Source organism: Thermomonas flagellata, assembly GCF_022419185.1.
Lineage (GTDB): Bacteria > Pseudomonadota > Gammaproteobacteria > Xanthomonadales > Xanthomonadaceae > Thermomonas > Thermomonas flagellata.
Map to the genome: position 1 here is coordinate 70,705 of NZ_JAJOZK010000001.1, position 23,095 is coordinate 93,799.

Sequence of the window (23,095 nt, forward strand, 5' to 3'; positions counted from 1 at the left end):
GTTTTCGGGGTGAATTGGGCCGAACGCAAGATGGCATCCCCGGCGCATGCGCCGGGGATTGCTTATTGAATAAGCAAGGCCGGTTGTTCAGGCCAGCGCGTAGCCGAACTGCTGGCGGAACTGGTCGGCGAACTCGGCGTAGTCGAAGCGCTGGTTCTGGGTGCCCGGGTGCTCGACCTTGAGCGCGCCCATCAGGTTGCCCATGCGGCCGATGGTCTCCCAGTCGTAGCCCTTCTCGATCCCGAACAGCAGGCCGGCGCGGAAGGCGTCGCCGCAGCCGGTGGGGTCGACCACCCGCCGCTCGTGCGCCGGCGGGATGCGGTGGGTGGTGCCGCCGGCGTGGATCTCCGCGCCCTTGGGGCCGCGGGTGGTGATGTAGGCCTTGACCCGCGCGGCGATCTCGCGCTCGCCCCAGCCGGTGCGCTGCTGCAGCAGGTTGGACTCGTAGTCGTTGACGCAGACGTAGTCGGCCAGCTCGATGAAGCGGCGCAGTTCCTCGCCGTTGAACAGCGGCATGGCCTGGCCGGGGTCGAAGATGAACGGGATGCCGGCCTCGGCGAACTCGCGCGCGTTCTGCAGCATGCCCTCGTAGCCGTCCGGGCTGACGATGCCGATGGTGACGCCCGGCACGTCCTTCACATGGTTCTCGTGGCTGCGCATCATCGCGCCGGGGTGGAAGGCGGTGATCTGGTTGTTGTCGTGGTCGGTGGTGATGAAGGCCTGCGGGGTGAACAGCTCCTCGATCACCTTCACGTGGGCGAGGGTGATGCCCTGCTCGGTGAACCACTCGCGGTAGGGGCCGAAGTCCCCGCCGACGGTCGCCATCGGGATCGGCTCGCCGCCCAGCAGCTTGAGGTTGTAGGCGATGTTGCCGGCGCAGCCGCCGAACTCGCGGCGCATCCGCGGGACCAGGAAGGACACGTTCAGGATGTGCACCTTGTCCGGCAGGATGTGGTTCTTGAACTGGTCGGGGAACACCATGATGGTGTCGTAGGCCAGGGAGCCGCAGATCAGGGCAGCCATGCGCAGGTCTCGGGGCGGGCAGACGGACGGCCGCACAGGGTAGCGTCCCGGCCCGCCCCCGGCCAGCCTCGGGCGCGGTTTTGTTGCCCGCCCCCGGCGCGGTTGCTAGGCTAACCGCCCCCGGCGGCCATGCCCCAGGCGCCGGGCCCCGTCCCCTTCCCGCGTTCCCCCGCGCGCGGCGTCCTCCCCCAGCCGGCAGCCTTCCCGCATGTTCAAGTTCCTCGGGCGCTATTTCTCCAGCGACCTTTCGATCGACCTCGGCACCGCCAACACCCTGATCTACGTGCGCGGCCAGGGCATCGTCCTCAACGAGCCGTCGGTGGTGGCGGTGCGCCAGGACCGCGGCGGCGGCGCCAAGGCGGTGGCGGCGGTCGGCAGCGAGGCCAAGCAGATGCTCGGCCGCACCCCCGGCCACATGACCACGGTGCGGCCGATGAAGGACGGCGTGATCGCCGACTTCACCTATACCGAGGAGATGCTCAAGCACTTCATCCGCAAGGTGCACAAGAGCCGCATCCTGCGCCCCAGCCCGCGGGTGCTGGTGTGCGTGCCGGCCGGCAGCACCCAGGTCGAGCGCCGCGCGATCAAGGAGTCGGCCGAGGAGGCCGGCGCGCGCGAGGTGTACCTGATCGAGGAGCCGATGGCCGCCGCGATCGGCGCCGGCATGCCGGTGACCGAGGCGCGCGGCTCGATGGTGGTGGACATCGGCGGCGGCACCACCGAGGTCGCGGTGATCGCGCTCAACGGCATCGTCTACTCGCAGTCGGTGCGGATCGGCGGCGACCGCTTCGACGAGGCCATCATCAACTACGTGCGCCGCCACCACGGCATGCTGATCGGCGATGCCACCGCCGAGCGGATCAAGCTGGATCTCGGCAACGCCTACCCGCAGCAGCAGGTGCGCGAGGTCGAGATCTCCGGCCGCCACCTCGCCGAGGGCGTGCCCAAGATCATCACCATCAACTCCAACGAGGTGCTGGAGGCGCTGCGCGAACCCTTGGCCGGGATCGTCTCCGCGGTCAAGCTGGCGCTGGAGCAGACCCCCCCGGAGCTGTGCGCGGACGTGGCCGAGCGCGGCATCGTGCTGACCGGCGGCGGCGCCCTGCTGCGCGACCTCGACCGCCTGATCAGCGAGGAGACCGGCCTGCACGTACAGGTGGCGGACGATCCCCTGACCTGCGTCGCGCGCGGCGGCGGGCGGGCGCTGGAACTGGTGGACATGCACGGCAACGAGTTCTTCACCCCGGACTGAGCGCGGGCCTGCGCCCGTCCCGCGCGGGCGGCACGCGCCGTCCGCGCCCCATCCGCCTCCCGCCGCGTCAGGTCACTCCCGCCCGCCCATGTCCCGCGCCGGACCCCCCGCCGCCCGCCCCGGTGACGTCACCGACGTGCTGCGGCTGCTGGCCTACCTGGTGCTGGCCGCGGTGCTGATGCTGCTCGACCACCGCGGCGGCTGGCTGCGCGCGCTGCGCACCCACGCCGAGGTCGCGGTGCAGCCGCTGTGGTGGCTGGCCGAGCTGCCGGGGCGGATCGGCGCCGGCGTGCGCGAGAACCTGGCCAGCCGCGCGCAGCTGGCCGAAGACAACCGCGTGCTGCGCAACGCGCTGCTGCTGCAGGCCGCACGCAATGCGCGCCTGCAGGCGGCGGCGGCGGAGAACGCGCGCCTGCGCGCGCTGCTCGGCGGCGCCGAGCGCAACCGCCTGGACGTGCAGCTGGCCAGCATCCTCGACATCGACCTCGACCCCACCCGCCAGCGCCTGGTGCTGGATGCCGGCAGTGCGGACGGCGTGCGCGTCGGGCAGGCGGTGATCGACGCCGGCGGCCTGCTCGGGCAGGTCACCGCGGTCACCCCCTCCAGCGCGCACGTGCTGCTGATCACCGACCCCGACCACGCGTTGCCGGCGATGGTCGCGCGCAGCGGGGTACGGGTGATGGTGTACGGCAGCGGCCGCAGCGACCTGCTGCGCGCGGCCGACATCCCGCTGTCGGCGGATGTGCGCGAGGGCGATGTGCTGCTGACCTCCGGGCTGGGCGGGCGCTTCCCGGCCGGCTTCGCGGTCGGCACCCTGGGGAGGCTGCGCACCGACGACAGCCGCGCCTTCCTGGAGGCGGACGTGACCCCGGCCGCGCAGCTCGACCGCGGCCGCGACGTGCTGCTGCTGCGCGGCTACCGCCCGCCGCCGCCGGCCCCGCCGCCGTCGCCGGCGGCCCGCGCCGGAGCGCCGCGATGAGCCGCGCGCGCAACCCGTGGGTGCTGCCGGTCAGCCTGCTGCTGGCGATCCTGCTCGGACTGGTGCCGCTGCCGGGCGTGCTGCAGCCGCTGCGCCCGTACTGGCTGGCGCTGGTGCTGGCCTACTGGGTGCTGGAGGCGCCGGCCAAGGTCGGGCTGGGCGCGGCGTTCCTGCTCGGGCTGGCGGCCGACCTCGCCTATGGCGGGCTGCTCGGTGAGCAGGCGATGCGCCTGACCATCCTGACCTTCATCCTCGAGCGCTTCCGTGCGCGCCTGCGCTTCTTCCCGGTCTCGCAGCAGGCGCTGGCGATCGGCGTGCTGCTGTTCAACGACCGCGTGGTCAGCCTCGCCATCCACCTGGTGGTGGGCGCGGTGCTGCTGCCGTGGACGTTCTGGATCGCGCCGCTGGTCGGCATGCTGCTGTGGCCGCCGCTGCGGCTGGTGCTGGATGCGCTGCGCCTGCAGCGGCGGGGCTGAGCCGTGGCGCGCGCGTCCCGCCCGCTCAAGGACCACGCCGGCGAGGCGCGCCTGCTGCGCGCGCGCGCGCTGGCCGGGTTCCTGCTGGTGCTGGCCGGGATGCTGGCGCTGGCCGGCTGGTACTTCCACCTGCAGGTGGTGCGCCACGCCGAGTTCGCCACCCGTTCCGACGCCAACCGCCTGCGGCTGGTGCCGGTGGTGCCGGCGCGCGGGCTGATCTACGACCGCAAGGGGCGGATCCTGGCCGAGAACGTCTCCGCCTGGCGGCTGGACGCGGTGCCCGAGCGCGCCGGCGACGGCGCCGCCCTGCTGCAGCGCCTGCGCACGGTGGTGGCGATCGACGACGAGCAGGCCGAGCGCTTCCTGCGCGACTACCGCGCCGCGCGCCCGTTCCAGCCGGTCACGGTCAAGCTCAAGCTGAGCGACGAGGAGGCGGCGCGCTTCGCGGTCGACCGCTGGCGCTTCCCCGGGGTCGAGCTGGTGCCCTACCTGAACCGGGTGTACCCCTACGGCGAGCTGTTCGCGCACGTGATCGGCTATGTCGGCCGGGTGGACGAGAAGGACCTGGCCGCGCTCGGGCCGGCCGGCGCGGTCTATACCCACATCGGCAAGACCGGGCTGGAGCGCTACTACGACGCCCAGCTGCGCGGGCGCCCCGGCTACCGCCGGCTGGAGACCAATGTCGCCGGGCGCACCGTGCGCGTGCTCGACACCGTGCCGGCGGTGCCCGGCACCGACCTGCGGCTCTCGATCGACCTCGACCTGCAGCGGGCGATGGTGCAGGCGTTCGGCGACCTGGAGGGCACCGCGGTCGCGCTCGATCCGCGCACCGGCGAGATCCTGGCGATGGTCAGCCTGCCCGCGTTCGACCCCAACCTGTTCGTCAACGGCATCAGCCACGCCGCCTACCGCGCGCTGGTCGAGAACCCCTCGCGCCCGCAGTTCAACCGCGCGGTGCTCGGCGGGGTCGCGCCCGGCTCCACCATCAAGCCGTTCATCGGGCTGGCCGGGTTGGACAGCGGCCTGCGCACGCCGGAGGACAAGGTGCTCTCCACCGGCATGTTCTACCTGCCGGGGCAAAGCCGCGGCTACGGCGACTCCCACCGCGGCGGGCACGGCTGGACCGACCTGCGCAAGTCGATCTACGAGTCGGTCAACACCTACTACTACAAGCTCGCGCTCGACCTCGGCATCCAGCGCCTGGACGAATACCTGGCGCGCTACGGCTTCGGCGCGCCGACCGGGGTCGACCTCGCCGGCGAGACCGCCGGCATCCTGCCCTCGCCGGAATGGAAGGCCAAGAACGCGCCGCGCCAGGGCAAGTGGTACCCGGGCGACACCGTCATCACCGGCATCGGCCAGGGCTTCTGGAAGGTGACCCCGCTGCAGCTGGCGCAGGGCACCGCGGCGCTCGGCAACGGCGGCTGGCTGCGCCGCCCGCACCTGGTGAAGGACACCCGCGCCGGCGTGACCGCGCCGTGGCAGCCGGTGCCGCTGGCGCCGCCGCGCCGGATCAGCGAGCGTGCCGACCACCTGCAGGCGGTGCGCGAGGGCATGATCGGCACCGTGCACGGCCCCGGCACCGCGACCAACATCCGCGCCGGCCTGACCTACCTGATCGCCAGCAAGACCGGCACCGCGCAGGTGATCAGCCGGCGCGGCACCGCCGCGCTCGACCCGCGCAGCCTGCCGCTCAACCTGCGCCACCGCGGGCTGTTCATCGCGTATGCGCCGGCGCAGGACCCGCAGATCGCGATCGCGGTCGCGGTCGAGGGCGGCGGCTACGGGGCCTCCAGCGCGGCGCCGATCGCGCGCAAGGTGCTGGACGCCTGGCTGCTCGGCAAGTTCCCGGCGCCGGAGGCCACCGACACCGGCGAGGCCGCCGCCAAGCCGGACTTCAGCAATGTGCGGGGCAGCCCGGACGCAACCCCGGTTATGCCCGCGCCGCAGGCATCGGGCCGGACGCCGCCTGCCGCCGCCAGCGGAGAACGGCGATGAGATGGCTGCTGCGCTGGCTGCTGGACCTGGCGCGGCGGCTGCTGGCGCCGTTCGACCTGCCGCTGCTGGCGGCGCTGCTGGTGCTGATGGGCATTGGCCTGGCCACCCTGTACAGCGCCAGCAACGGCTCCCTGCGGGTGGTGCTGGCGCAGTCCACCTATTTCGCGGTCGGCCTGGCCGGGCTGTGGGTGGCCGCACGCCTGCCGCTGCCGCTGCTCAGGCAGTTCACCCCGGCGATCTACGCCGCCTCGATCGTGCCGCTGCTGCTGGTGCTGGTGATCGGCAAGGGCAAGTACGGCAACCACTGGATCAGCCTCGGGGTCTTCAACGTGCAGCCGGCCGAGCTGGCCAAGCTGACCCTGCCGATGATGCTGGCCTGGGTGTTCGACCGCCATCGGCTGCCGCCGCGGCTGCCGGTGCTGGCGCAGGCGCTGGCGGTGATCGCGCTGCCGGTCGGGCTGATCCTGCTGCAGCGCGACCTCGGCACCGCGGTGCTGGTGCTGGCCAGCGGCGTGATCGTGCTGTTCCTGGCCGGGGTGTCGTGGTGGTGGTTCGCCAGCGCCGGGATCGCCGGGCTGGGCGCGTTCGCGTTCGTGATGCTGGCGCCGGTGGAATGGATGGGCTTCCTGCGCCCGTACCAGCAGGAGCGCCTGCTGATGTTCCGCAACCCGGAGAACGACCCCATGGGCGCCGGCTGGAACATCATCCAGAGCAAGATCGCGATCGGCGGCGGCGGGCTGGCCGGCAAGGGCTGGGGGCAGGGCACCCAGTCGCACCTGAACTACCTGCCCGAGCACACCACCGACTTCGTGTTCTCGGTGCTGGCCGAGGATTTCGGCTGGCTCGGGGTGGTGCTGGTGCTGGCGCTGTACCTGTTCGTGATCGGCCGCTGCCTGTGGATCGCGGCCGAGGCGCGCGACGGCTACGGCCGCCTGCTGGCCGCGGCGCTGGGCCTGGCCCTGTTCGTGTACGTGCTGGTGAATGGCGGCATGGTCTCCGGCCTGCTGCCGGTGGTCGGGGTGCCGATGCCGCTGCTCAGCTACGGCGGCACCGCGCCGGTCACGCTGCTGCTGGGGTTCGGGGTGGTGATGGCAGTGCGCGCGCACCGCCCGGTGCATCGCTGAGGCCCCACTGGCTGAATGCGCGGTTCGGGTCGCGCCGGGGCCGCGTGCTACCCTCGCGCCGATGATCCGCCGCGTCCTGCCCCCGATCGCCGCGTTGGCCCTGGCGGCCTGCGCGGTGACCCCGCCGAAACCGGCCCGCGCCGGTGCCATCGCGCCGACCGCCGCTCCCGCAGCCGCGCCGGGCCCCGTCGCGCCACCGCCACCGGCAATGCCGGCGCCCGCGGATCTGGCGGCCGCACGCGCGGCGTTCGTGCGCGAGACCGCGCAGCGCTTCGGCATCCCGGCAGCGCAGATCGAGGCGACCCTGGCCCGCGCCCAGATCCGCGAGGGCGTGATCCGGGCGATGGCGCGCCCGGCCGAGGCCAAACCCTGGCGCGAGTACCGTCCGATCTTCATCCAGCCCAAGCGGATTGACGACGGGCGTGCCTTCCTGGAGGCGCACCGCGCCGCCCTGCAGCGGGTCGAGGACCGCTACGGCGTGCCCAAGGAGATCATCGTCGCCATCCTCGGGGTGGAGACCAGCTACGGCCGCAACCAGGGCAACTGGCCGGTGCTGGATGCGCTGTACACCCTGGCCTTCGCCTATCCGCGCAGCGGCGATCCGGCCCGGGTCGAGTACGAGAACCGGCGGCAGGCCTTCTTCCGCGACGAGCTGGCGCAGCTGTTCGCGCTGGGCAAGGAGGAGGGGCTGGACATCACCGCGCTCAAGGGCAGCTATGCCGGGGCAATGGGCTGGGGCCAGTTCATGCCCTCCAGCTACCGCCAGTACGCGGTGGACGGCGATGGCGACGGCCGGCGCGACCTGTTCGGCGACCTCGACGACGTGTTCGCCTCGGTCGCCAACTACTTCGCGAAGAAGGGCCAGTGGCAGCGCGGCGGGCCGGTGATGGCGCGCGCGCTGCGCGCCCGGGACGCCGCGGCCTTCGCCAATCCCGGCAACGCGGTCACCCTCGACCAGTCGCTGGCGGGCCTGCAGGCGCAGGGCTACCGCGCCGCGGATCCGGCGGCGGTGCTGCACCTGGACGGCGGCCAGCCGGTGACCCTGATCACCCTCGACGGCGCGGACGGCCCCGAATACTGGATCGTGTACAACAATTTCCGCGCGATCACCGCCTACAACGTCTCGCGCCTGTACGCCACCGCGGTGTACCAGCTGGCGCAGGCGATCGCCGGGCCGCGGAGCGGCGGGGCATGACGCGCGGCTGGCGCCTGGCGGGGGCGCTGCTGCCGCTGGTGTTGGCGGCCTGTGCGACCCCCCACGGTACCCGCACGCCCGGCCCGCTGGTGCACGTGCCGACCCCGCCGCCGGTGCCGGCGCAGCCGGCGCGCAAGGTCTCGCCCTACGCGCCGGCGCAGGAGGACCCGTCCAAGCGCGGCGACTACGTGGCCGGCGGCCTGTTCCGCCCCGGCGAGCCGGACACCGTGCCCGCCGACATCCCGGACGTGGACGCCATCCCGGAGCCGGAGGTGCGCGCCGAGCCGCGCGCCGCCACCGGCAACCGCGACTACGTGGTGCTCGGCAAGCGCTACCGGGTGCTGGATTCCGAGCACGGCTACGTCGAGGAGGGGCTGGCCTCGTACTACGGCACCAAGTTCCACCGCCGCCGCACCTCCAGCGGTGAGGTGTACGACATGTACGCCTTTACCGGCGCGCATCGCAGCCTGCCGCTGCCGAGCTTCGCGCGGGTGACCAACCTGGACAACGGCAAGTCGGTGATCGTACGCATCAACGACCGCGGCCCGTTCCATTCCGACCGCCTGATCGACCTCAGCTACGCCGCCGCGGTCAAGCTCGGCTACCGCGAGCGCGGCACCGCGCGGGTGCGGGTGGAGGCGCTGGTCCCGGAGGACGCGCCGCCGGCGGACGCCGCGCCCAGCGGGCTCGACCGCTGGGTCGCGCAGGCCGGCCCCGCCGCCGCCACCGGACCTGCGGCCAGCGCCGCCGGCGACCCGCCGGTCCCGGCTCCGGCTTCGGCCCAGGCGGCAGCGCGGTTCGAGGCCCGCGCGCCGGACGGGCAGGCGCGCAGCGCGGATGAATTCGAGGCGTGGATGCGTGCGCGCGGGATCCGCGTGGCCCGCGGCCGGCCGGCCGATCCGGCACCCACGCCGGTCGCGGCGACAGCGCCTGCCGCGCAGGCCGCGGCAGCGGCGGAGGCCGGCGTGGTCCTGCAGGTCGCCAGCTATGCCAGCGAGGACGCCGCGCGCCAGGCCCAGCAGCGGCTGGCGCAGGCGGCGATCGCCGGGGCCAGCGTGCGCGACGCCGAGCTCGGCGGGCGCCGGCTGTGGCGGCTGCGGATCGGGCCGGTGCCGGAGGCGCAGGTCGCGGAACTCCGCGCCCGCCTCGCCGGTCTGGGCTTCGGCCCGCCGCTGCGCGTGCGCGAGTGATGCCGCGGCGGGCGCCCACCGCGCCTTACAATCCCGTCCTTTGACCGCGCGCCGCCGCGCGCGCCCGGAGCCGTCCCCGATGCCCTCCCGCCTTGCCGTCCCCGCCCTGGCCAGCGCCGCCTTCGTCCTCGCCGCCGGCCTCGCCCTCGCCCAAGCCCCGGCGCCCGCCCCGGCGCGCCCGGCCGCGCTGAGCGACAGCCTGCCGATCCCGGAGGCACCGGCGCCCAAGGTCAGCAAGGCCTGGCTGGTGATGGACTACGCCACCGGCCAGGTGCTGGCCGGCGAGAACATCCACGCGCCGGTCGAGCCGGCCAGCATCACCAAGGTGATGACCAGCTACGTGATCGCCGCGGAGATGGCCGCCGGCAAGATCAAGCCGGACGACCCGGTGCTGATGAGCGAGCACGCCTGGCGCACCGGCGGCGCCGGCACCGACGGCAGCTACAGCGGGTTCGAGGTGAACAAGACCGCGCCCTTGGTGGAGATGGAAAAGGGCATGGTGGTGCAGTCCGGCAACGACGCCGCGATCGCGCTGGCCGAGCACGTGGCCGGCAGCGAGCAGGCGTTCGCGCAGCTGATGAACGCCTATGCCAAGAAGCTCGGGATGAAGAACTCCCACTTCGTCAACCCGCACGGGCTGTCCGCCGAGGGCCATCTCACCACCGCCTACGACCTGGCCCTGCTCGGGCGCGCGCTGATCCGCGACTTCCCGGTCGCCTACAGCTACAACAAGATCAAGGAATTCACGGTCGGCCCGATCACCCAGCCCAACCGCAACCTGCTGCTGTGGCGTGACCCGTCGGTGGACGGCATCAAGACCGGGCACACCTCCAGTGCCGGCTACTGCCTGATGGCCTCGGCCAAGCGCGGCGACATGCGCCTGATCACGGTGGTGATGGGCGATAGCAGCGAGAACCAGCGCGCGGTGGATTCGCAGGCGCTGCTGAACTGGGGCTTCCGCTTCTTCGAGACGCATGCCCTGTACGGCCCGGGCAAGCCGCTCGCCACGCCCAAGGTGTGGAAGGGCGAGGCGCGCACGGTGCCGGTCGGGGTCGCGCAGCCGCTGCTGGTGACCACCCCGCGCGGCCAGTACGCGCGCCTGAAGGCGAGCATGGACCTGCCGAAGTCGCTGGTGGCGCCGATCGCCAAGGGCCAGCGGCTGGGCACGGTCAAGGTCACCCTCGACGGCAAGCCGGTCGCGCAGGCGCCGCTGGTGGCGCTGGCCGCGGTCGAGCAGGGCGGCTTCTTCCGCCGCCTGTGGGACGCGCTGCTGCTGTGGTGGCAGGGCTGAGGCCCGATCGGGCTGCGTTGCAGCATGACACTCTAGGGTCGATGCCTTAGCTTGCTAATGCCCATAAGGGCAATGCTAGGGGTGACCAGAGATGACGCACATTAAACAGAAGGCCGGGCTGCGACTCGCGGTTGGACTGATTTGTGTCTGTATGTCTACTCAGGTGTTCGGGCAGCAGTGGGGGGGGGGAGACTATATTTGAGGCGAATGGAGACGAACGATTTTTCTTGATCGATGGTGCTTTTGGTTTTGGTGAGATCAAGGCTCCGTTCGGCTCAGCAGTCATCGATATGGCCTCCGGTGGAATGCTGGTGAATACCGAATCGGGAAGCTTCCAAGTCGGGCTGAGTGATGTGGTTGCTGAGGCTTCAAGGTACGATTCAGCGCTCCAGGGGTACATCAATAGTCAGTTAGATTTCTATTTCATGCGCGGAGGAGTGTCGCTGTATGCTGAAAGCAGGGGGGATTCGCACTCCTTGAATGGGCCGCGTGAGTATTGCAACTTTGTTGGCTGCGATCCAATGTTTTCTGGCTGGTATCCTGGTTACGATGACCAGTTCTTTTTCGAGCTATTTCAAAAAAGGCCGCCAGGGGTTCCGCCGGCGCCACGGCCTCCATCCCATGAAGAATGTGTGGCTGCATTTGAGGATGTCGTAGAAGCCAGGCTGGCGGTTGATCAGGCCGAGGAAGTATGCAAATTGGCCGCGCGTTCAGGCAGTAAAGCCAAAGGCGTCGCGTGTGGTTTAATGCTGCTCTACGGCGCCATTAAAACTTCCCAGGCTGCCAATCGGGGCGCGGGCTGCGCGGTGCCGCCGGAACCACCGCCGCCGCCGCCAGAGCACGGGTATTACACCTGGTGGGGGTGGACGAACTAACGAACTAAAAGAATCGGCGCTAATGCGGGCCTAGCTCGGGTTGGTCGGGGCTGAGGGCCTGCCATGCTTCGGCCTCACTGAGCCGACAGCGGAGCGGATTGCGACTGACGCGGTGAATTGATGGCCGTTCTTCGATGGCTAATCGTTGCGCTCCTGCTGCTGGGCGATCTGCTTAGCCCCTTTTCGATGCTATTTCTCCATCGCTCCGGTGCTGCTGGAGCGATGGCTTTCGCCTTGCTGCTGGTCGTGTCCATGGTTGCGTTCTTGGCGGCGGCCGTGCAAGGGCTGCGACTGCACTATCCGTCTCCGCACGGACTGCATTTTCCCGCTGCGGGAATGTGGCGGATGTTGCTTGGTGGCTTGATCCCGGTTCTGGTGTTTTCGGCGTGCTGGTGGAACTTGTTTTTGCATGCGGGCCCGTTTCCCAGTGATGCCGGTTGGATGGAGGGGATGGCTGGCTGGCAGAAGTATTTCTATGTTCTGTTGGTCGCGCCGATGGCGGAGGAAGCGGCGTATCGCGCTTGGTTGCTTGGGCCGCAGTGGAATGGGCGGGCGTTGCCGCTGCGGCTGTTCGTTGCATGCTTCGGCTTCGCTTGGGGGCATCTGCTTTTCTCGGATTCAGGGTCAGCGTGGTTCCAGTTTGGCCGCTTGGTCGACTATCTCGCCTTCTCCTGCGTCGTGACTTTCTTGTGGTTACGTACCCGTAATTTGTGGGTGTGTGTCGCGATGCATTTCGCGAGTAATTTGTTGGCAGAGGTTTTGAAGTTTGCCGGATAGCTCGCGCCTGGCTCTTTGCGGGCGGTACTTGAGCCGCGCCGGCGGCGCCCCCATCATCGCGGGCATGGCCATCCATTCCGACAATCCCGAACACGGCTTCCAGTTCCCCGGCACCTTCGAGCTGTCGGCGATGGGGGCCGCCGACCAGCATCTGGAGGCGGTGTTGCCGCAGCACCTGCTGGAGGCTGGGATCGACGTTCTGCACGAAAGTGTCAGCTGGCGGCATTCGTCCAGCGGCAAGTACGTCTCGGTGCGGATCGCCTTCCGCGCGCGCTCGCGCGAGGAGTACGAGCGCGCGCACCAGGCGCTGCGCGACCACCCGGAAGTGAAGTGGACGCTGTGAGCGCGGCCTGCGCGGGCGCGCCCGTGCAGGGGCCCGCTACCGGCGTGGTGCGCGACCTCGGGCGCCGGCCCTACGCGCCGGTCTGGCGCGCCATGCAGGCGTTCACCGATGCGCGCGGCGCGGACACCCCGGACGAGCTGTGGCTGGTCGAGCACGAGCCGGTGTTCACCCTCGGCCAGGCCGGCAAGCCGGAGCACGTGCTGATGCCGGGCGAGATCCCGGTGCTGCACGTGGACCGCGGCGGCCAGGTGACCTACCACGGCCCCGGCCAGCTGGTGGCCTATCCGCTGCTGGACTTAAAGCGCCTGAAGCTCGGCGTGCGCGACTACGTGTGCCGGATCGAGCAGGCGGTGATCGACACCCTGGCCGAGTGGAACATCGGCGCCGCGCGCCGCGACGGCGCCCCCGGGGTCTACGTCAACGGCGCCAAGATCGCCTCGCTGGGCATCCGCGTGCGCCGCGGCTGCAGCTTCCACGGGCTGGCCTTCAACATCACCGGCGAGAGCACCCCGCCGTTCGCGCGGATCAACCCCTGCGGCTACGCCGGCCTGCAGGTGGTGGCGCTGGCCGACCTCGGCGGGCCGTCGTCGCTGGAGGCGGTCAAGCCGGTGCTGGTGGCGCAGCTTGGGCGCCAGTTCGGGATCGACTGGCAGGCGGGCGCGGCCGACTCTGCGATAATCGCGGCATGAGCCAAGCCCCCCGCAGCATCCCCCTGGCCGTGGTCGACGACGCCGGCGGCGCGCCCGCGCCCGGGGTGCCGCAGCGGGCGCAGGACAAGATCGCGCGTTCGCCGGTGGAGTTCGCGCCGGCACCGGTGCTGCGCAAGCCCGGCTGGATCCGGGTGCGGCTGCCGAGCGGCAACGCGGTGCAGGCGCTCAAGGGGCGCCTGCGCGCGCAGCGGCTGGTCACGGTGTGCGAGGACGCCAGCTGCCCCAACATCCACGAGTGCTTCAGCCACGGCACCGCGACCTTCATGATCATGGGCGCGGTCTGCACCCGCCGCTGCAGCTTCTGCGACGTGGCCCACGGCCGCCCGCTGCCGCTGGACGCGGACGAACCGCGCCGGCTGGCGGAGACGATCGCGCAGATGGGGCTGCGTTACGTGGTGATCACCAGCGTCGACCGCGACGACCTGCGCGACGGCGGCGCCGGGCACTTCGTCGCCTGCATCCGCGCGGTGCGCGCGGCCGCCCCCGGCATCCGGATCGAGATCCTGACCCCCGACTTCCGCGGCAAGGGGCGCATGGAGCGCGCGCTGGAGGTGCTGGCGCAGGCGCCGCCGGACGTGTTCAACCACAACATCGAGACGGTCCCGGCGCTGTACCGCAACGTGCGCCCCGGCGCCGACTACGCGTGGTCGCTGGAGCTGCTGCAGAGGTTCAAGGCGCAGCATCCGGACATCCCGACCAAGAGCGGCATCATGCTCGGCCTCGGCGAGACCCTGGAGCAGGTGCACGCGACCCTGCGCGACCTGCGCGCGCACGCGGTGGACATGGTCACCATCGGCCAGTACCTGCAGCCCTCGCCGGCGCACCACCCGGTGCTGCGCTACTGGACCCCGGAGGAGTTCCAGGCGCTGGCCGCGTACGGGCAGGAGTTGGGGTTCGCCCACGTCGCCTCCGGGCCGATGGTGCGCTCCAGCTACCACGCCGACCGCCAGGCCGCCGGGCTGGGCTGAGCGGCCGCGCCGGCCGGTCCTGCCGGGCCAGGCTGGACGCCGGCTGACCGCCGCCCGCGCGGTTCGCGGCCTGCACGCCTTGACAGCGCAACTTGCGGCACTATGTCGGTGTCGCATGCGCGGGCATCCCGCCCCGTGCCGCCCGCCGGACCCCCCGATGAAGCCGACCCGCCCCCTGCTCGCCCTCGCTCTCGGCCTGGCCCTGACCGCCCCGCTGGCGCTGCTGGCGCGCGCCGATACCGCCGTCGCCCCCACCGCCGCCGGCCCCACGCCCGACCAGGCCACCACCGCGCGCCTGGTCTACGGCCTGCTGTCGGACAGCCGCTACGCCTACCGCCCGCGCCCGCTGGACGCGCAGCTCTCGCGCGAGGTGTTCAAGCGCTACCTGGAGGCGCTCGACCCGAACAAGATGTTCTTCACCGCGCAGGACGTGGCCAGCCTCGGCGCGCGCTACCAGGACCGCCTCGGCGATGCCATCCGCAGCGGCGACGTGGCCCCGGCATGGACGATCTTCGCGCTGTACCGCCAGCGCGCGGCCGAGCGCCTGGCCTATGCGCGCGCGCAGCTCAAGGGCGGGTTCGACTTCGGCAAGGACGAGCGCTTCGCATTCGACCGCAAGGACGCGCCGTGGGCGGACGCGGCCGCGCTGGACGCGCTGTGGCGGCAGTCGGTGAAGAACGACTGGCTGCGCCTGAAGCTGGCCGGCAAGTCGCCGGAGGAGATCCGCAAGATCCTCGACAAGCGCTACGCCACCAGCGCCGAGGACATCGCCCGGATCAAGAACGAGGACGTGTTCCAGACCTTCATGAACGCCTATGCGGAGTCGATCGACCCGCATACCGACTACCTCACCCCGCGCAGCGCGGAGAACTTCAACCTCAGCATCTCCAACTCGCTGGAGGGCATCGGCGCGGTGCTGCAGCGCCAGGACGACGTGACCGTGGTGCGCGAGATCGTGCCCGGCGGCCCGGCCGCGCTCAGCGGGCGGCTCAAGCCGGGCGACCGCATCGTCGGCGTCGGCCAGGGCGGCAAGGGCGAACTCAAGGACGTGGTCGGCTGGCGCACCGACGACGTGGTGCAGCTGATCCGCGGCCCGGCCAACACCCAGGTGCGGCTGGAGGTGGTGCCGGCCGAGGCGCCGCTGGACAGCAAGCCGCAGCTGTTGACCCTGACCCGCGCCAAGGTGCGGCTGGAGGACGCGCGCGCCAAGGCCGAGACCATCACCATTCCCGCCTCCGGCGGCCAGCCGGCGCGCCGGATCGGGGTGATCAAGCTGCCCGGCTTCTACCAGGACTTCGAAGCGCGCCGCCGCAACGAGTCCGACTACGCCTCCGCCACCCGCGACGTGGCGCGCATCCTCGCCCAGTTCCGCCAGCAGAAGGTGGACGGGGTGGTGCTCGACCTGCGCGGCAACGGCGGCGGCTCGCTGAGCGAGGCGGTCGAGCTGACCGGGCTGTTCATCGACCAGGGCCCGGTGGTGCAGGTGCGCGAGTCCGGCGGCCGGGTCAGCGTGGAGAGCGACCGCCGCCCCGGCGTCGCCTGGGACGGCCCGCTGGCGGTGCTGATCAACCGCGGCTCGGCCTCGGCCTCGGAGATCGTCGCCGGCGCGATCCAGGACTACGGGCGCGGGCTGGTGATCGGCGAGACCAGCTTCGGCAAGGGCACGGTGCAGAACATGGTCGACCTCGACCGCTGGCCGGCCAACGAGCAGCCGCGCTACGGCCAGGTCAAGCTGACCATCGCCCAGTTCTTCCGCCCGGACGGCAGCAGCACGCAGAACAAGGGCGTGGTGCCGGACGTGAGCTTCCCGGCCAGCGTGGACGCCAGCCAGTTCGGCGAGAGCACCTACGACAACGCGCTGCCGTGGACCCGGATCGCGGCGGTGCCGCACCTGCGCTACGGCAACTTCACCCCGCTGCTGCCGGCGCTGGAGGCGCGCCACCAGGCGCGGGTGGCCAACGACGTCGAGTTCCAGTGGTGGATGCAGGACGTGCGCAAGTTCCGCGAGGACAGCGCCAAGAAGTCGGTCTCGCTCAACGAGGCCGAGCGCCGCGCCGAGCGCGACGCGTTCGATGCCCAGCGCAAGCAGCGCGCGGAGCTGCGCAAGCAGCTCGGGCTGGCGCGCGACCCGCTGCTGGACGAGCGCGAGGACGACGGCCTGCGCGCGGACGAGCGCGACGTGGCCAAGGACGCCGCGCGCGAGCAGGCGGCCAAGAATGCGCCGGACCCGCTGCTGCACGAGTCCGCGGCGATCCTCGCCGATGCCATCGGCCTGCTCGGTGCGGACGCCAAGCTGGCCGCGCAGGTGCTGCCGGAGTCGCGCACCAGCGGGCACTGGACCGACTGACCGCACTGGACGCCGGTCGCGCTTGCGGCGATCATCGCCGGCCACACGAGGGGCGCCTGCGGGCGCCCTTCGCGCATCCGGCGCCCGAGCCTGCCTGCATGTCCACCGCGTCTGCCCCCGTCGCCCGCGTCGCCCTCGCGCTGGCCGCGGTCTACCTGATCTGGGGCTCCACCTACCTCGCGATCCGGTTCGCGCTGGAGGGCGGTTTCCCGCCGTTCCTGCTCGGCGGCCTCCGCTTTCTGCTCGCCGGTGCGCTGATGTACGCCCTGCTGCGCGCGCGCGGGGTACCGCCGCCGAGCGCCGCGCAGTGGCGCAACGCCGGCGTGCTCGGCCTGCTGCTGCTGGTGCTCGGCAACGGGCTGGTGAACGTGGCCGAGCGCGAGGTGGCCTCCGGCATGACCGCGGTCGCGATCGCCTCCGCGCCGCTGTGGATGGCGGTGTTCGCCGCCGGCCGCGGCGAACGCCCGGCCGGAGTCGAATGGCTGGGCCTGGCGCTCGGCTTCGCCGGGGTGGTCGCGCTGCAGGCCGGGCCGGGCGGGATGCAGGCCGCCCCGCGCGGGATGCTGGCGCTGCTGGTGGCGACCCTGGCCTGGTCGTGGGGCTCGGTCTGGAGCCGCGGCCGCGACCTGCCGTCGCCGTTCATGGCCGCGGCCGCGCAGATGCTGCTGGGCGGGGCGATGATGCTGGGCCTCGGCCTGCTGCTGGGCGAGCGGCTGCACGCGTGGCCGCGCGCGGGCGGGCTGGCCGCGTTCGCCTACCTGGTGCTGGCCGGTTCGATCGTCGCCTACTCCGCCTATGCCTGGCTGCTGCGCCACGTACGCCCGGTGCTGGCCGGCAGCTATGCCTACGTGAACCCGGTGATCGCGCTGGCGCTGGGCGCCTGGCTGGCGCACGAGCGCTTCGGCCGCCAGCAGTTGGTGGCGATGGGGGTGATCCTGGCCGGGGTCATGGCGATCAGCCTGGCGCGGGCGCGCGCGCGATGAGCACGCGCGACCGCCGCGGCCTGTGGATGGCGATCGGCGCCTACGCCCTGTGGGGCGTGATGCCGCTGTACTGGCACCTGCTGAGCGCGGTGCCCGCGCTGCAGATCGTGCTGCACCGGATCGTGTGGAGCGCGCTGTTCGTCGGCGGCTACCTGCTCTGGCGCGACGGCCGCCACTGGCTGCGGCGCACCCTGGCGCAGCCGCGGCTGTGGTGGATGCTGCTGCTCAGCGGGCTGCTGATCGCCTGCAACTGGGGGCTGTACATCTGGGCGGTGAACGCCGGGCACGTGGTCGAGAGCGCGCTCGGCTACTTCATCAACCCGCTGTTCAACGTGCTGCTCGGCGTGCTGCTGCTGCGCGAGCGCCTGCGCCCGCTGCAATGGCTGGCGGTCGCGCTGGCCGCGCTGGGCGTGCTGTGGCTGGCGCTGCAGCACGGGCGGCTGCCGTGGATCGCGCTGGCGCTGGCCGCCTCGTTCGGGTTGTACGGGCTGCTGCGCAAGCTGGCGCACGTGGACGCGGTGGCCGGGCTCGGGGTGGAGAGCGCCTACCTGCTGCCGCCGGCGCTGCTGGGGCTGGCCTGGTACGCGCTGCACACGCCGGGCGGGCTGTTCGCCGGCAGCGGCGCGGGCGGGGCCGCGCTGCTGGTGTTCGGCGGGGTGGTCACCGCGCTGCCGCTGGTCGGCTTCGCCTATGCGGTGCGGCGGGTGCCGCTGGCGACCATCGGCCTCTTGCAATACCTGTCGCCGACCCTGCAGTTCCTGATCGGCGTGTTCGTGTTCGGCGAGCCGTTCGACCGCACCCGCCTGGTCGGCTTCGCCTGCATCTGGCTGGCGCTGGCGGTGTTCGCGGCCGACGGGCTGCGCCGCGGGCGCGCCGCGCCGGCGCCGCCGGAGTGAGGGCGCGGCTCAGGCCGCGCGCAGCGCCTCGGTCACCGGCAGCCGCGCCGCGCGCAGCGCCGGCAGCAGACCACCGATCAGACCGATCCCGAGCGCCCACTTCAGCCCGGTCCACAGCAGCGCGGGGGTGACCCGGAACTGGAACACCACCTGGCTGAAGTTCTGGCCGAGGGTGCTGACCGTGTGCCCGTTGAACAGCCCCCAGGCGATGGCCGCGCCCAAGAGCCCGCCGAGCAGCGCCAGCAGCATGGTCTCCAGCATCACCGCGGTCACCACCGGCAGGCCGCGGAAGCCGAGCGCGCGCAGGGTGGCGATCTCGCGCGCGCGCCCGGCCACCGCCGCGTACATGCTGTTGAGCGCGCCGAACACCGCGCCGACCGCCATGATCACGCCGATCACGCTGCCGAGGATGCGGATCAGCCGGGTCAGCGCCTGCGATTGCCGCCCGTAGTAGTCGCGGGTGGTCAGCACGTCGAGCTTGAGCCGCGGGTCGGCCGCCAGCGCCGCCTTCAGCTGCGAAAAGCCGGTCCTGCCGTCCAGCTTCACCGTCACCGACTGGAACGCGCTGCGCTGGTAGGCCGGGCCGAGCGCGTCGGCGTCGGTCCACAGCTCCGAATCGTGCGCGTCCCCGGAGGCGAACACGCCGACCACGGTCCACTGCTGGTTGGCCAGCTTCAGCGGCCGGCCCACCTTGAGCCCGCGGAACTGGCGCTGCGCGCCGCGCCCGACCACGATCTCGCGCAGGCCCGGGGTGAACCGGCGGCCCTCGACGATGCGCAGCTGCGGGCGGATCGCCCAGCCGGCCGGGCCGACCCCGCGGAACTGCACGTTGGCGTCGGTGCCGTCGGCGCGGCTCGGCAGGTTCACCACCTGCGACAACTCCGGCGAGGCCAGTGCCTGGCCGTCGGCGCCGCGCGCGATGCCCGGCAGCGCGGCGATCAGCGGCGCCTGGTCGCGGGTGATCACCGAATTGGTCTCGGCCTGCGAACCGCCGCGCAGGATGATCGCGGTGGCCGCATCGCCGGTGCGGTCGAGGGTGGCCTTGAAGCCTTCCGCCATCGCCAGCATCGCCACCAGCACGCCGACCACGCCGGCGATGCCCACCACGACCACGCTGGAGGCGCCCCAGCGCTGCGGCAGGCTGGCGATGCCGATCTTTGCGGCCTCCCATGCCAGCCGGCCGCTGCGGGTCAGCGCCAGCCACAGCGCGACCGCCAGCGCCAGCGCCAGCACGCCCTGCCAAGGCAGCGCGATCCACACTGCCAGCAGCAGCGCCAGCAGCAGAAGGGTGAGCAGGCCGGAAACGAAACGCGTCATGGCAGTCCCCTCAGCGCCCGGCGAGGGCATCGACGATGTTCAGGCGCATCCCGCGCAGCGCGGGCAGCAGGCCGACCACCAGCCCGATCGCCACCATCAGCGCGATCCCGCTGGCCCAGGTCTGCGCCAGCAGCCCGGGCAGCTGCACCATGCCGCCGCTGGCGGCGGACACCATCGGCACGATCGCGGCGGCCAGCAGCAGCCCGAGGGTGCCGCCCAGCACCACCAGCAGCACCGATTCGGCCAGCACCAGCCACAGCACGCTGCGGTTCGTGAAGCCGATGGTCTTGAGCACCGCCAGCTCGGGGATGCGCTCGCGCACCGCCTGCGCCATGGTGTTGCCGGTCAGCAGCAGCAGGGTGAAGAACACCGCGCCCATGATCGCCGACACGATCAGCCCGATGTCCGCGAACTGCTTGGCGAAGCTCTGGTTGAACGCGGCCTCGCTCTGGGTCTTGGTTTCGTGGTCGGAATTGGCCGAGAGCGCGTCGATGGCCTTGGCCACGCGCGCGGCCGCGCCGGCGCCGGTCGGCTCCACCACCCACCAGCCGACCCGGCCCTTCACGTAGTCGTTGGCCTCGTCGAAGTACTTCCAGTGGAAGAACAGCACGCGCTCCTGCGCCTTCTGCTTCGGGTCCGCGACCTTGTAGATGCCGCGCAGGGTGAACTGCCAGTCGTTGCTGCCGCGGGTGGGGAAGATGGTGGCCTGCAGCGGGATGGTGTCGCCGATCTTCCAGCCGAAGCGCTTGGCCAGCGACTCGCCCACGATCGCGCCGCGCTGGTCGGCCAGCCAGGCGTCCTTCTGCGCCTTCGGCAGCTGGTACTCGGGATACAGGTCGAGGTATTCGGGGCTGACGCTGAAGTTCGGGAAGAAGTTCTTCGGGTCGCGGTAGATGCCGCCGAACCAGGCCGCGTAGGCCGCCTTCTTCACCCCCGGCACCGCGCGCAGCTGCGCGTCCAGCCGGTACGGCAGCATCTGCGTGATCGACAGCCGCGACATGGTGATCATGCGGTTGGCACCGGCCACGCTGCCGCCGGCGTTGAACGCCACCCGCACCGAGTCGAGCAGGCCGAACAGCAAGAACGCGGCCAGCACCGACAGCAGGGTGAGCAGGGTGCGGGTCTTGCTGCGCATCAGCGCGGCCCAGACCAGGGGCAGGTACTTCATGGCTGTCTCCCGCTCAGGCCGCCTGCGCCGCCGGGGTGACCAGCACGCCCTTGTCGAGGTGCAGGGTGTGGGTGGCGTATTCGGCGGCCTTCGGGTCGTGGGTGACCATCACGATGGTCTTGCCATGCTCGCGGTTGAGCTGCTGCAGCAGGCCCAGCACCTCCGCGGCGGAGGCGCGGTCGAGGTCCCCGGTGGGCTCGTCGCAGATCAGCAGGGTGGGGTCGGAGACGATCGCGCGTGCGATCGCCACCCGCTGCTGCTGGCCGCCGGAGAGCTCGTTCGGGCGATGGCGGCCGCGGTCGGGCAGGCCGACCAGCTGCAGCGCAATCTCGGCGTTGCGGCGGCGCTGCGCGGCCGACAGCGGGGTCAGCAGCAGCGGCAGCTCCACGTTCTTCTGCGCGCTGAGGGTCGGCATCAGGTTGTAGAACTGGAACACGAAGCCGACGTGCTGGCTGCGCCAGTGCGCGAGCTGGCCCGAGCTCAGGCGGTCGATGCGCTGGCCTGCGATCTCGATCTCGCCCGAGGTCGGCGTGTCCAGCCCGCCGATCAGGTTCAGCAGGGTGGTCTTGCCCGAGCCGGAGGGGCCCATCAGCGCGACGAAGTCGCCCTCGGCGATGTCGAGGTCGATGCCGCGCAGCACGTCCACGGTCTCCGGGCCGCGCCGGTAGGTCTTGTGCAGGTCGCGGATGCGGACGAGGGCGGTCATGGCGTGGATCTCCGGTCAGGGAACGCGCCGGTGGCGGCGCGCGCGGAAGCGGTCGTCATTGGTCGTTCGTATCGGCCGGCGCATCCTCGCGCGTCGCCGCCACCCGGGCGCCGTCGGCCAGCGCCGGCGGCGGGTCGAGCACCACCTGCTCGCCGCCGGCCAGCCCCGCGAGCACCTCGCGGTCGTCGCCGAGGGTGCGGCCGAGGGTGAGCGCGCGCTGCACGGCCTTGCCGTCCTGCACCACGAACGCCACGTCCTTGCCGCCGCGCTCGCTGATCGCGCTGGCGGGCACCAGCACGCCCGGCTTGCGCTGCGCCTGCGCGGGCGCGTCGTCGAGGAAGCTGACCCGCGCGCCCATGTCGGGCACGATCCGCGGATCGCCCTTGGCGTCCAGCGCCACCCGCACCTTGACCGTGGCCTTGCCGCGGTCGGCGGCGGGGATGATCGCGATCACCCGGCCCGGGATCTTCCAGTCCTGGTAGGCGTTGAGCACGGTCTGGGTGGGCATGCCCGGCTTGACCCGGCCGATGTAGGCCTCGCCGACCTCCACTTCGACCTCCAGCGACTCCATGTCGACCACGGTGCCGATGCCGGTGCGGGTGAAGCCGCCGCCGGCCGACAGCGGCGAGACGATCTCGCCCGGCTGCGCGGCCTTGGCGATCACCACGCCGGCGAACGGCGCGCGCACCACGGTGTTGTCCACGCCGTTGTCGGCGATGCGCAGGGAATCGGCCGCGACCTGCGCGTTGCGCTGGGCGGTGGCCAGCTGCGCGCGCAGGGCGTCGCGCTGGGCGATCGCCTGCTCGGCCTGCGCGCGCGACACCAGCTGCTGCCCGGCCAGGGCGGACAGCCGCGTGGCGTCCGCCTCGGCCTGCTTGAGCTGCGCCTGCACGCTGCCGATCTGGCTGCGCGCGGCGGCCAGCTGCGAGGCCGCAAGCGCGCGCTGGGCCTCGGCGTCCACCGGATCCAGCCGCGCCAGCACCTGCCCGGCCGCGACCTTCTGGCCTTCCTCGATCAGCACCTCGCGCACGCGCCCGGTGACCTTGGCGGAGACCGTCGCCATCCGCCGCGCCACCACGTACCCGCTGGCGTCCAGTACCGCCGGCGCGGACGCCGCGCCGCCGCCGATCGCGGTCGCCTCGGCCACCTGCACCGGGGTCGGCTGGCCGCCGCGCAGGGCGAACCCGGCGGCGAGCGCCAGCACCACCGCGCCCGCCACCGCCAGGGCGATCCACAGCGGGCGGCGCGCAGCCCGCGGTGGCGGCGCGCTGCGGTCGATGCGGAGGGATTTCAGCAGGTCGGCGTTCTGGGGCATGGCGGGATCCGGTGGTGGACGGGCGGCAGTGTGCGGGTGTGCCGGGCGCGCGACCAGCCTCCGGAGGTGGGGCGACGGTCGGCACAGGCTAGGAGGCGGGGCGCTGCGGGTCAGCTGACAGGCGTCATCCGTCGGCGCTGACGCCCGCGGCTGGCATACGCG

The 23,095-nt window shown here is 72.1% G+C and carries 20 protein-coding genes and 1 pseudogene; 16 read left to right on the forward strand and 5 right to left on the reverse strand.

Translation table 11 applies throughout. The features are described 5' to 3' along the window. Positions 1 to 87: 87 nt before the first annotated feature. Positions 88 to 1,023, reverse strand: coding sequence for a carbohydrate kinase family protein (locus tag ML340_RS00315; RefSeq protein WP_240095502.1), 936 nt, complete (start codon positions 1,021 to 1,023; stop codon positions 88 to 90). A gap of 208 nt (positions 1,024 to 1,231) precedes the next feature. On the opposite strand from ML340_RS00315, the gene ML340_RS00320 reads away from it, so the two are divergent. The 16 genes and pseudogenes from ML340_RS00320 to rarD all read left to right on the forward strand — a co-directional run bounded on the left by ML340_RS00320 (position 1,232) and on the right by rarD (position 18,427). Further along, complete coding sequence (locus ML340_RS00320) at positions 1,232 to 2,275, forward strand: rod shape-determining protein (RefSeq protein ID WP_240095503.1); 1,044 nt, start codon at positions 1,232 to 1,234, stop codon at positions 2,273 to 2,275. Between the two features lie 88 nt (positions 2,276 to 2,363). Further along, positions 2,364 to 3,200: pseudogene (gene mreC / locus ML340_RS00325) on the forward strand (rod shape-determining protein MreC); the annotation flags it as partial. 50 nt (positions 3,201 to 3,250) lie between these two features. After that, the gene (gene mreD, locus ML340_RS00330; protein WP_240095504.1) at positions 3,251 to 3,730 is read left to right on the forward strand and encodes a rod shape-determining protein MreD; all 480 of its coding nucleotides are present in this window, start codon (positions 3,251 to 3,253) and stop codon (positions 3,728 to 3,730) included. Between the two features lie 3 nt (positions 3,731 to 3,733). Beyond that, complete coding sequence (gene mrdA / locus ML340_RS00335; RefSeq protein ID WP_338064396.1) at positions 3,734 to 5,728, forward strand: penicillin-binding protein 2; 1,995 nt, start codon at positions 3,734 to 3,736, stop codon at positions 5,726 to 5,728. Further along, complete coding sequence (gene rodA / locus ML340_RS00340) at positions 5,725 to 6,852, forward strand: rod shape-determining protein RodA (RefSeq protein ID WP_240095505.1); 1,128 nt, start codon at positions 5,725 to 5,727, stop codon at positions 6,850 to 6,852. Before mrdA ends, rodA begins: the two co-directional genes overlap by 4 nt. Positions 6,853 to 6,913: 61 nt before the next feature. Next, positions 6,914 to 8,047: a lytic murein transglycosylase B gene (gene mltB, locus ML340_RS00345; RefSeq protein ID WP_240095506.1), complete on the forward strand. Its 1,134-nt coding sequence runs from the start codon at positions 6,914 to 6,916 to the stop codon at positions 8,045 to 8,047. Then, the gene (locus ML340_RS00350) at positions 8,044 to 9,237 is read left to right on the forward strand and encodes a septal ring lytic transglycosylase RlpA family protein (RefSeq protein WP_240095507.1); all 1,194 of its coding nucleotides are present in this window, start codon (positions 8,044 to 8,046) and stop codon (positions 9,235 to 9,237) included. Before mltB ends, ML340_RS00350 begins: the two co-directional genes overlap by 4 nt. Positions 9,238 to 9,316: 79 nt before the next feature. Continuing rightward, a complete protein-coding gene (locus tag ML340_RS00355; protein ID WP_240095508.1) occupies positions 9,317 to 10,528 on the forward strand; it encodes a D-alanyl-D-alanine carboxypeptidase family protein in 1,212 nt (403 codons plus the stop codon). Between the two features lie 227 nt (positions 10,529 to 10,755). After that, positions 10,756 to 11,403: a hypothetical protein gene (locus tag ML340_RS00360; RefSeq protein WP_240095509.1), complete on the forward strand. Its 648-nt coding sequence runs from the start codon at positions 10,756 to 10,758 to the stop codon at positions 11,401 to 11,403. A gap of 120 nt (positions 11,404 to 11,523) precedes the next feature. Beyond that, positions 11,524 to 12,180, forward strand: coding sequence for a CPBP family intramembrane glutamic endopeptidase (locus tag ML340_RS00365; protein ID WP_240095510.1), 657 nt, complete (start codon positions 11,524 to 11,526; stop codon positions 12,178 to 12,180). A 64-nt stretch (positions 12,181 to 12,244) separates the two neighbouring features. Next, positions 12,245 to 12,523 carry a DUF493 family protein gene (locus tag ML340_RS00370; protein ID WP_240095511.1) on the forward strand — a complete coding sequence of 93 codons (279 nt, stop codon included), beginning with the start codon at positions 12,245 to 12,247 and terminating at the stop codon, positions 12,521 to 12,523. Further along, the gene (gene lipB, locus ML340_RS00375; protein WP_240095512.1) at positions 12,511 to 13,212 is read left to right on the forward strand and encodes a lipoyl(octanoyl) transferase LipB; all 702 of its coding nucleotides are present in this window, start codon (positions 12,511 to 12,513) and stop codon (positions 13,210 to 13,212) included. The genes ML340_RS00370 and lipB overlap by 13 nt, the downstream gene beginning before the upstream one ends. Further along, positions 13,209 to 14,201 carry a lipoyl synthase gene (gene lipA / locus ML340_RS00380; RefSeq protein WP_240095514.1) on the forward strand — a complete coding sequence of 331 codons (993 nt, stop codon included), beginning with the start codon at positions 13,209 to 13,211 and terminating at the stop codon, positions 14,199 to 14,201. The genes lipB and lipA overlap by 4 nt, the downstream gene beginning before the upstream one ends. Positions 14,202 to 14,358: 157 nt before the next feature. Continuing rightward, the gene (locus ML340_RS00385) at positions 14,359 to 16,548 is read left to right on the forward strand and encodes a carboxy terminal-processing peptidase (protein WP_240095516.1); all 2,190 of its coding nucleotides are present in this window, start codon (positions 14,359 to 14,361) and stop codon (positions 16,546 to 16,548) included. 98 nt (positions 16,549 to 16,646) lie between these two features. After that, entirely contained in the window at positions 16,647 to 17,531 is an 885-nt protein-coding gene (gene yedA / locus ML340_RS00390) for a drug/metabolite exporter YedA (protein ID WP_240095518.1), read from the forward strand. After that, positions 17,528 to 18,427 carry an EamA family transporter RarD gene (rarD, locus tag ML340_RS00395; protein ID WP_240095520.1) on the forward strand — a complete coding sequence of 300 codons (900 nt, stop codon included), beginning with the start codon at positions 17,528 to 17,530 and terminating at the stop codon, positions 18,425 to 18,427. Before yedA ends, rarD begins: the two co-directional genes overlap by 4 nt. A 9-nt stretch (positions 18,428 to 18,436) precedes the next feature. Here rarD and ML340_RS00400 read toward each other — a convergent pair whose 3' ends face one another. Genes ML340_RS00400 through ML340_RS00415 form a run of 4 tightly spaced genes read right to left on the reverse strand, consistent with a single transcriptional unit; the run spans position 18,437 to position 22,933 of the window. Next, complete coding sequence (locus ML340_RS00400) at positions 18,437 to 19,744, reverse strand: ABC transporter permease (RefSeq protein WP_240095522.1); 1,308 nt, start codon at positions 19,742 to 19,744, stop codon at positions 18,437 to 18,439. Positions 19,745 to 19,754: 10 nt separating this feature from the next. Next, entirely contained in the window at positions 19,755 to 20,912 is a 1,158-nt protein-coding gene (locus ML340_RS00405; RefSeq protein ID WP_240095524.1) for an ABC transporter permease, read from the reverse strand. Positions 20,913 to 20,925: 13 nt separating this feature from the next. After that, positions 20,926 to 21,618: an ABC transporter ATP-binding protein gene (locus ML340_RS00410; RefSeq protein ID WP_240095525.1), complete on the reverse strand. Its 693-nt coding sequence runs from the start codon at positions 21,616 to 21,618 to the stop codon at positions 20,926 to 20,928. Positions 21,619 to 21,673: 55 nt separating this feature from the next. Further along, positions 21,674 to 22,933 (reverse strand): efflux RND transporter periplasmic adaptor subunit, encoded by a 1,260-nt coding sequence (locus ML340_RS00415; RefSeq protein WP_240095527.1) that lies wholly within the window; start codon positions 22,931 to 22,933, stop codon positions 21,674 to 21,676. Positions 22,934 to 23,095 lie beyond the last annotated feature (162 nt).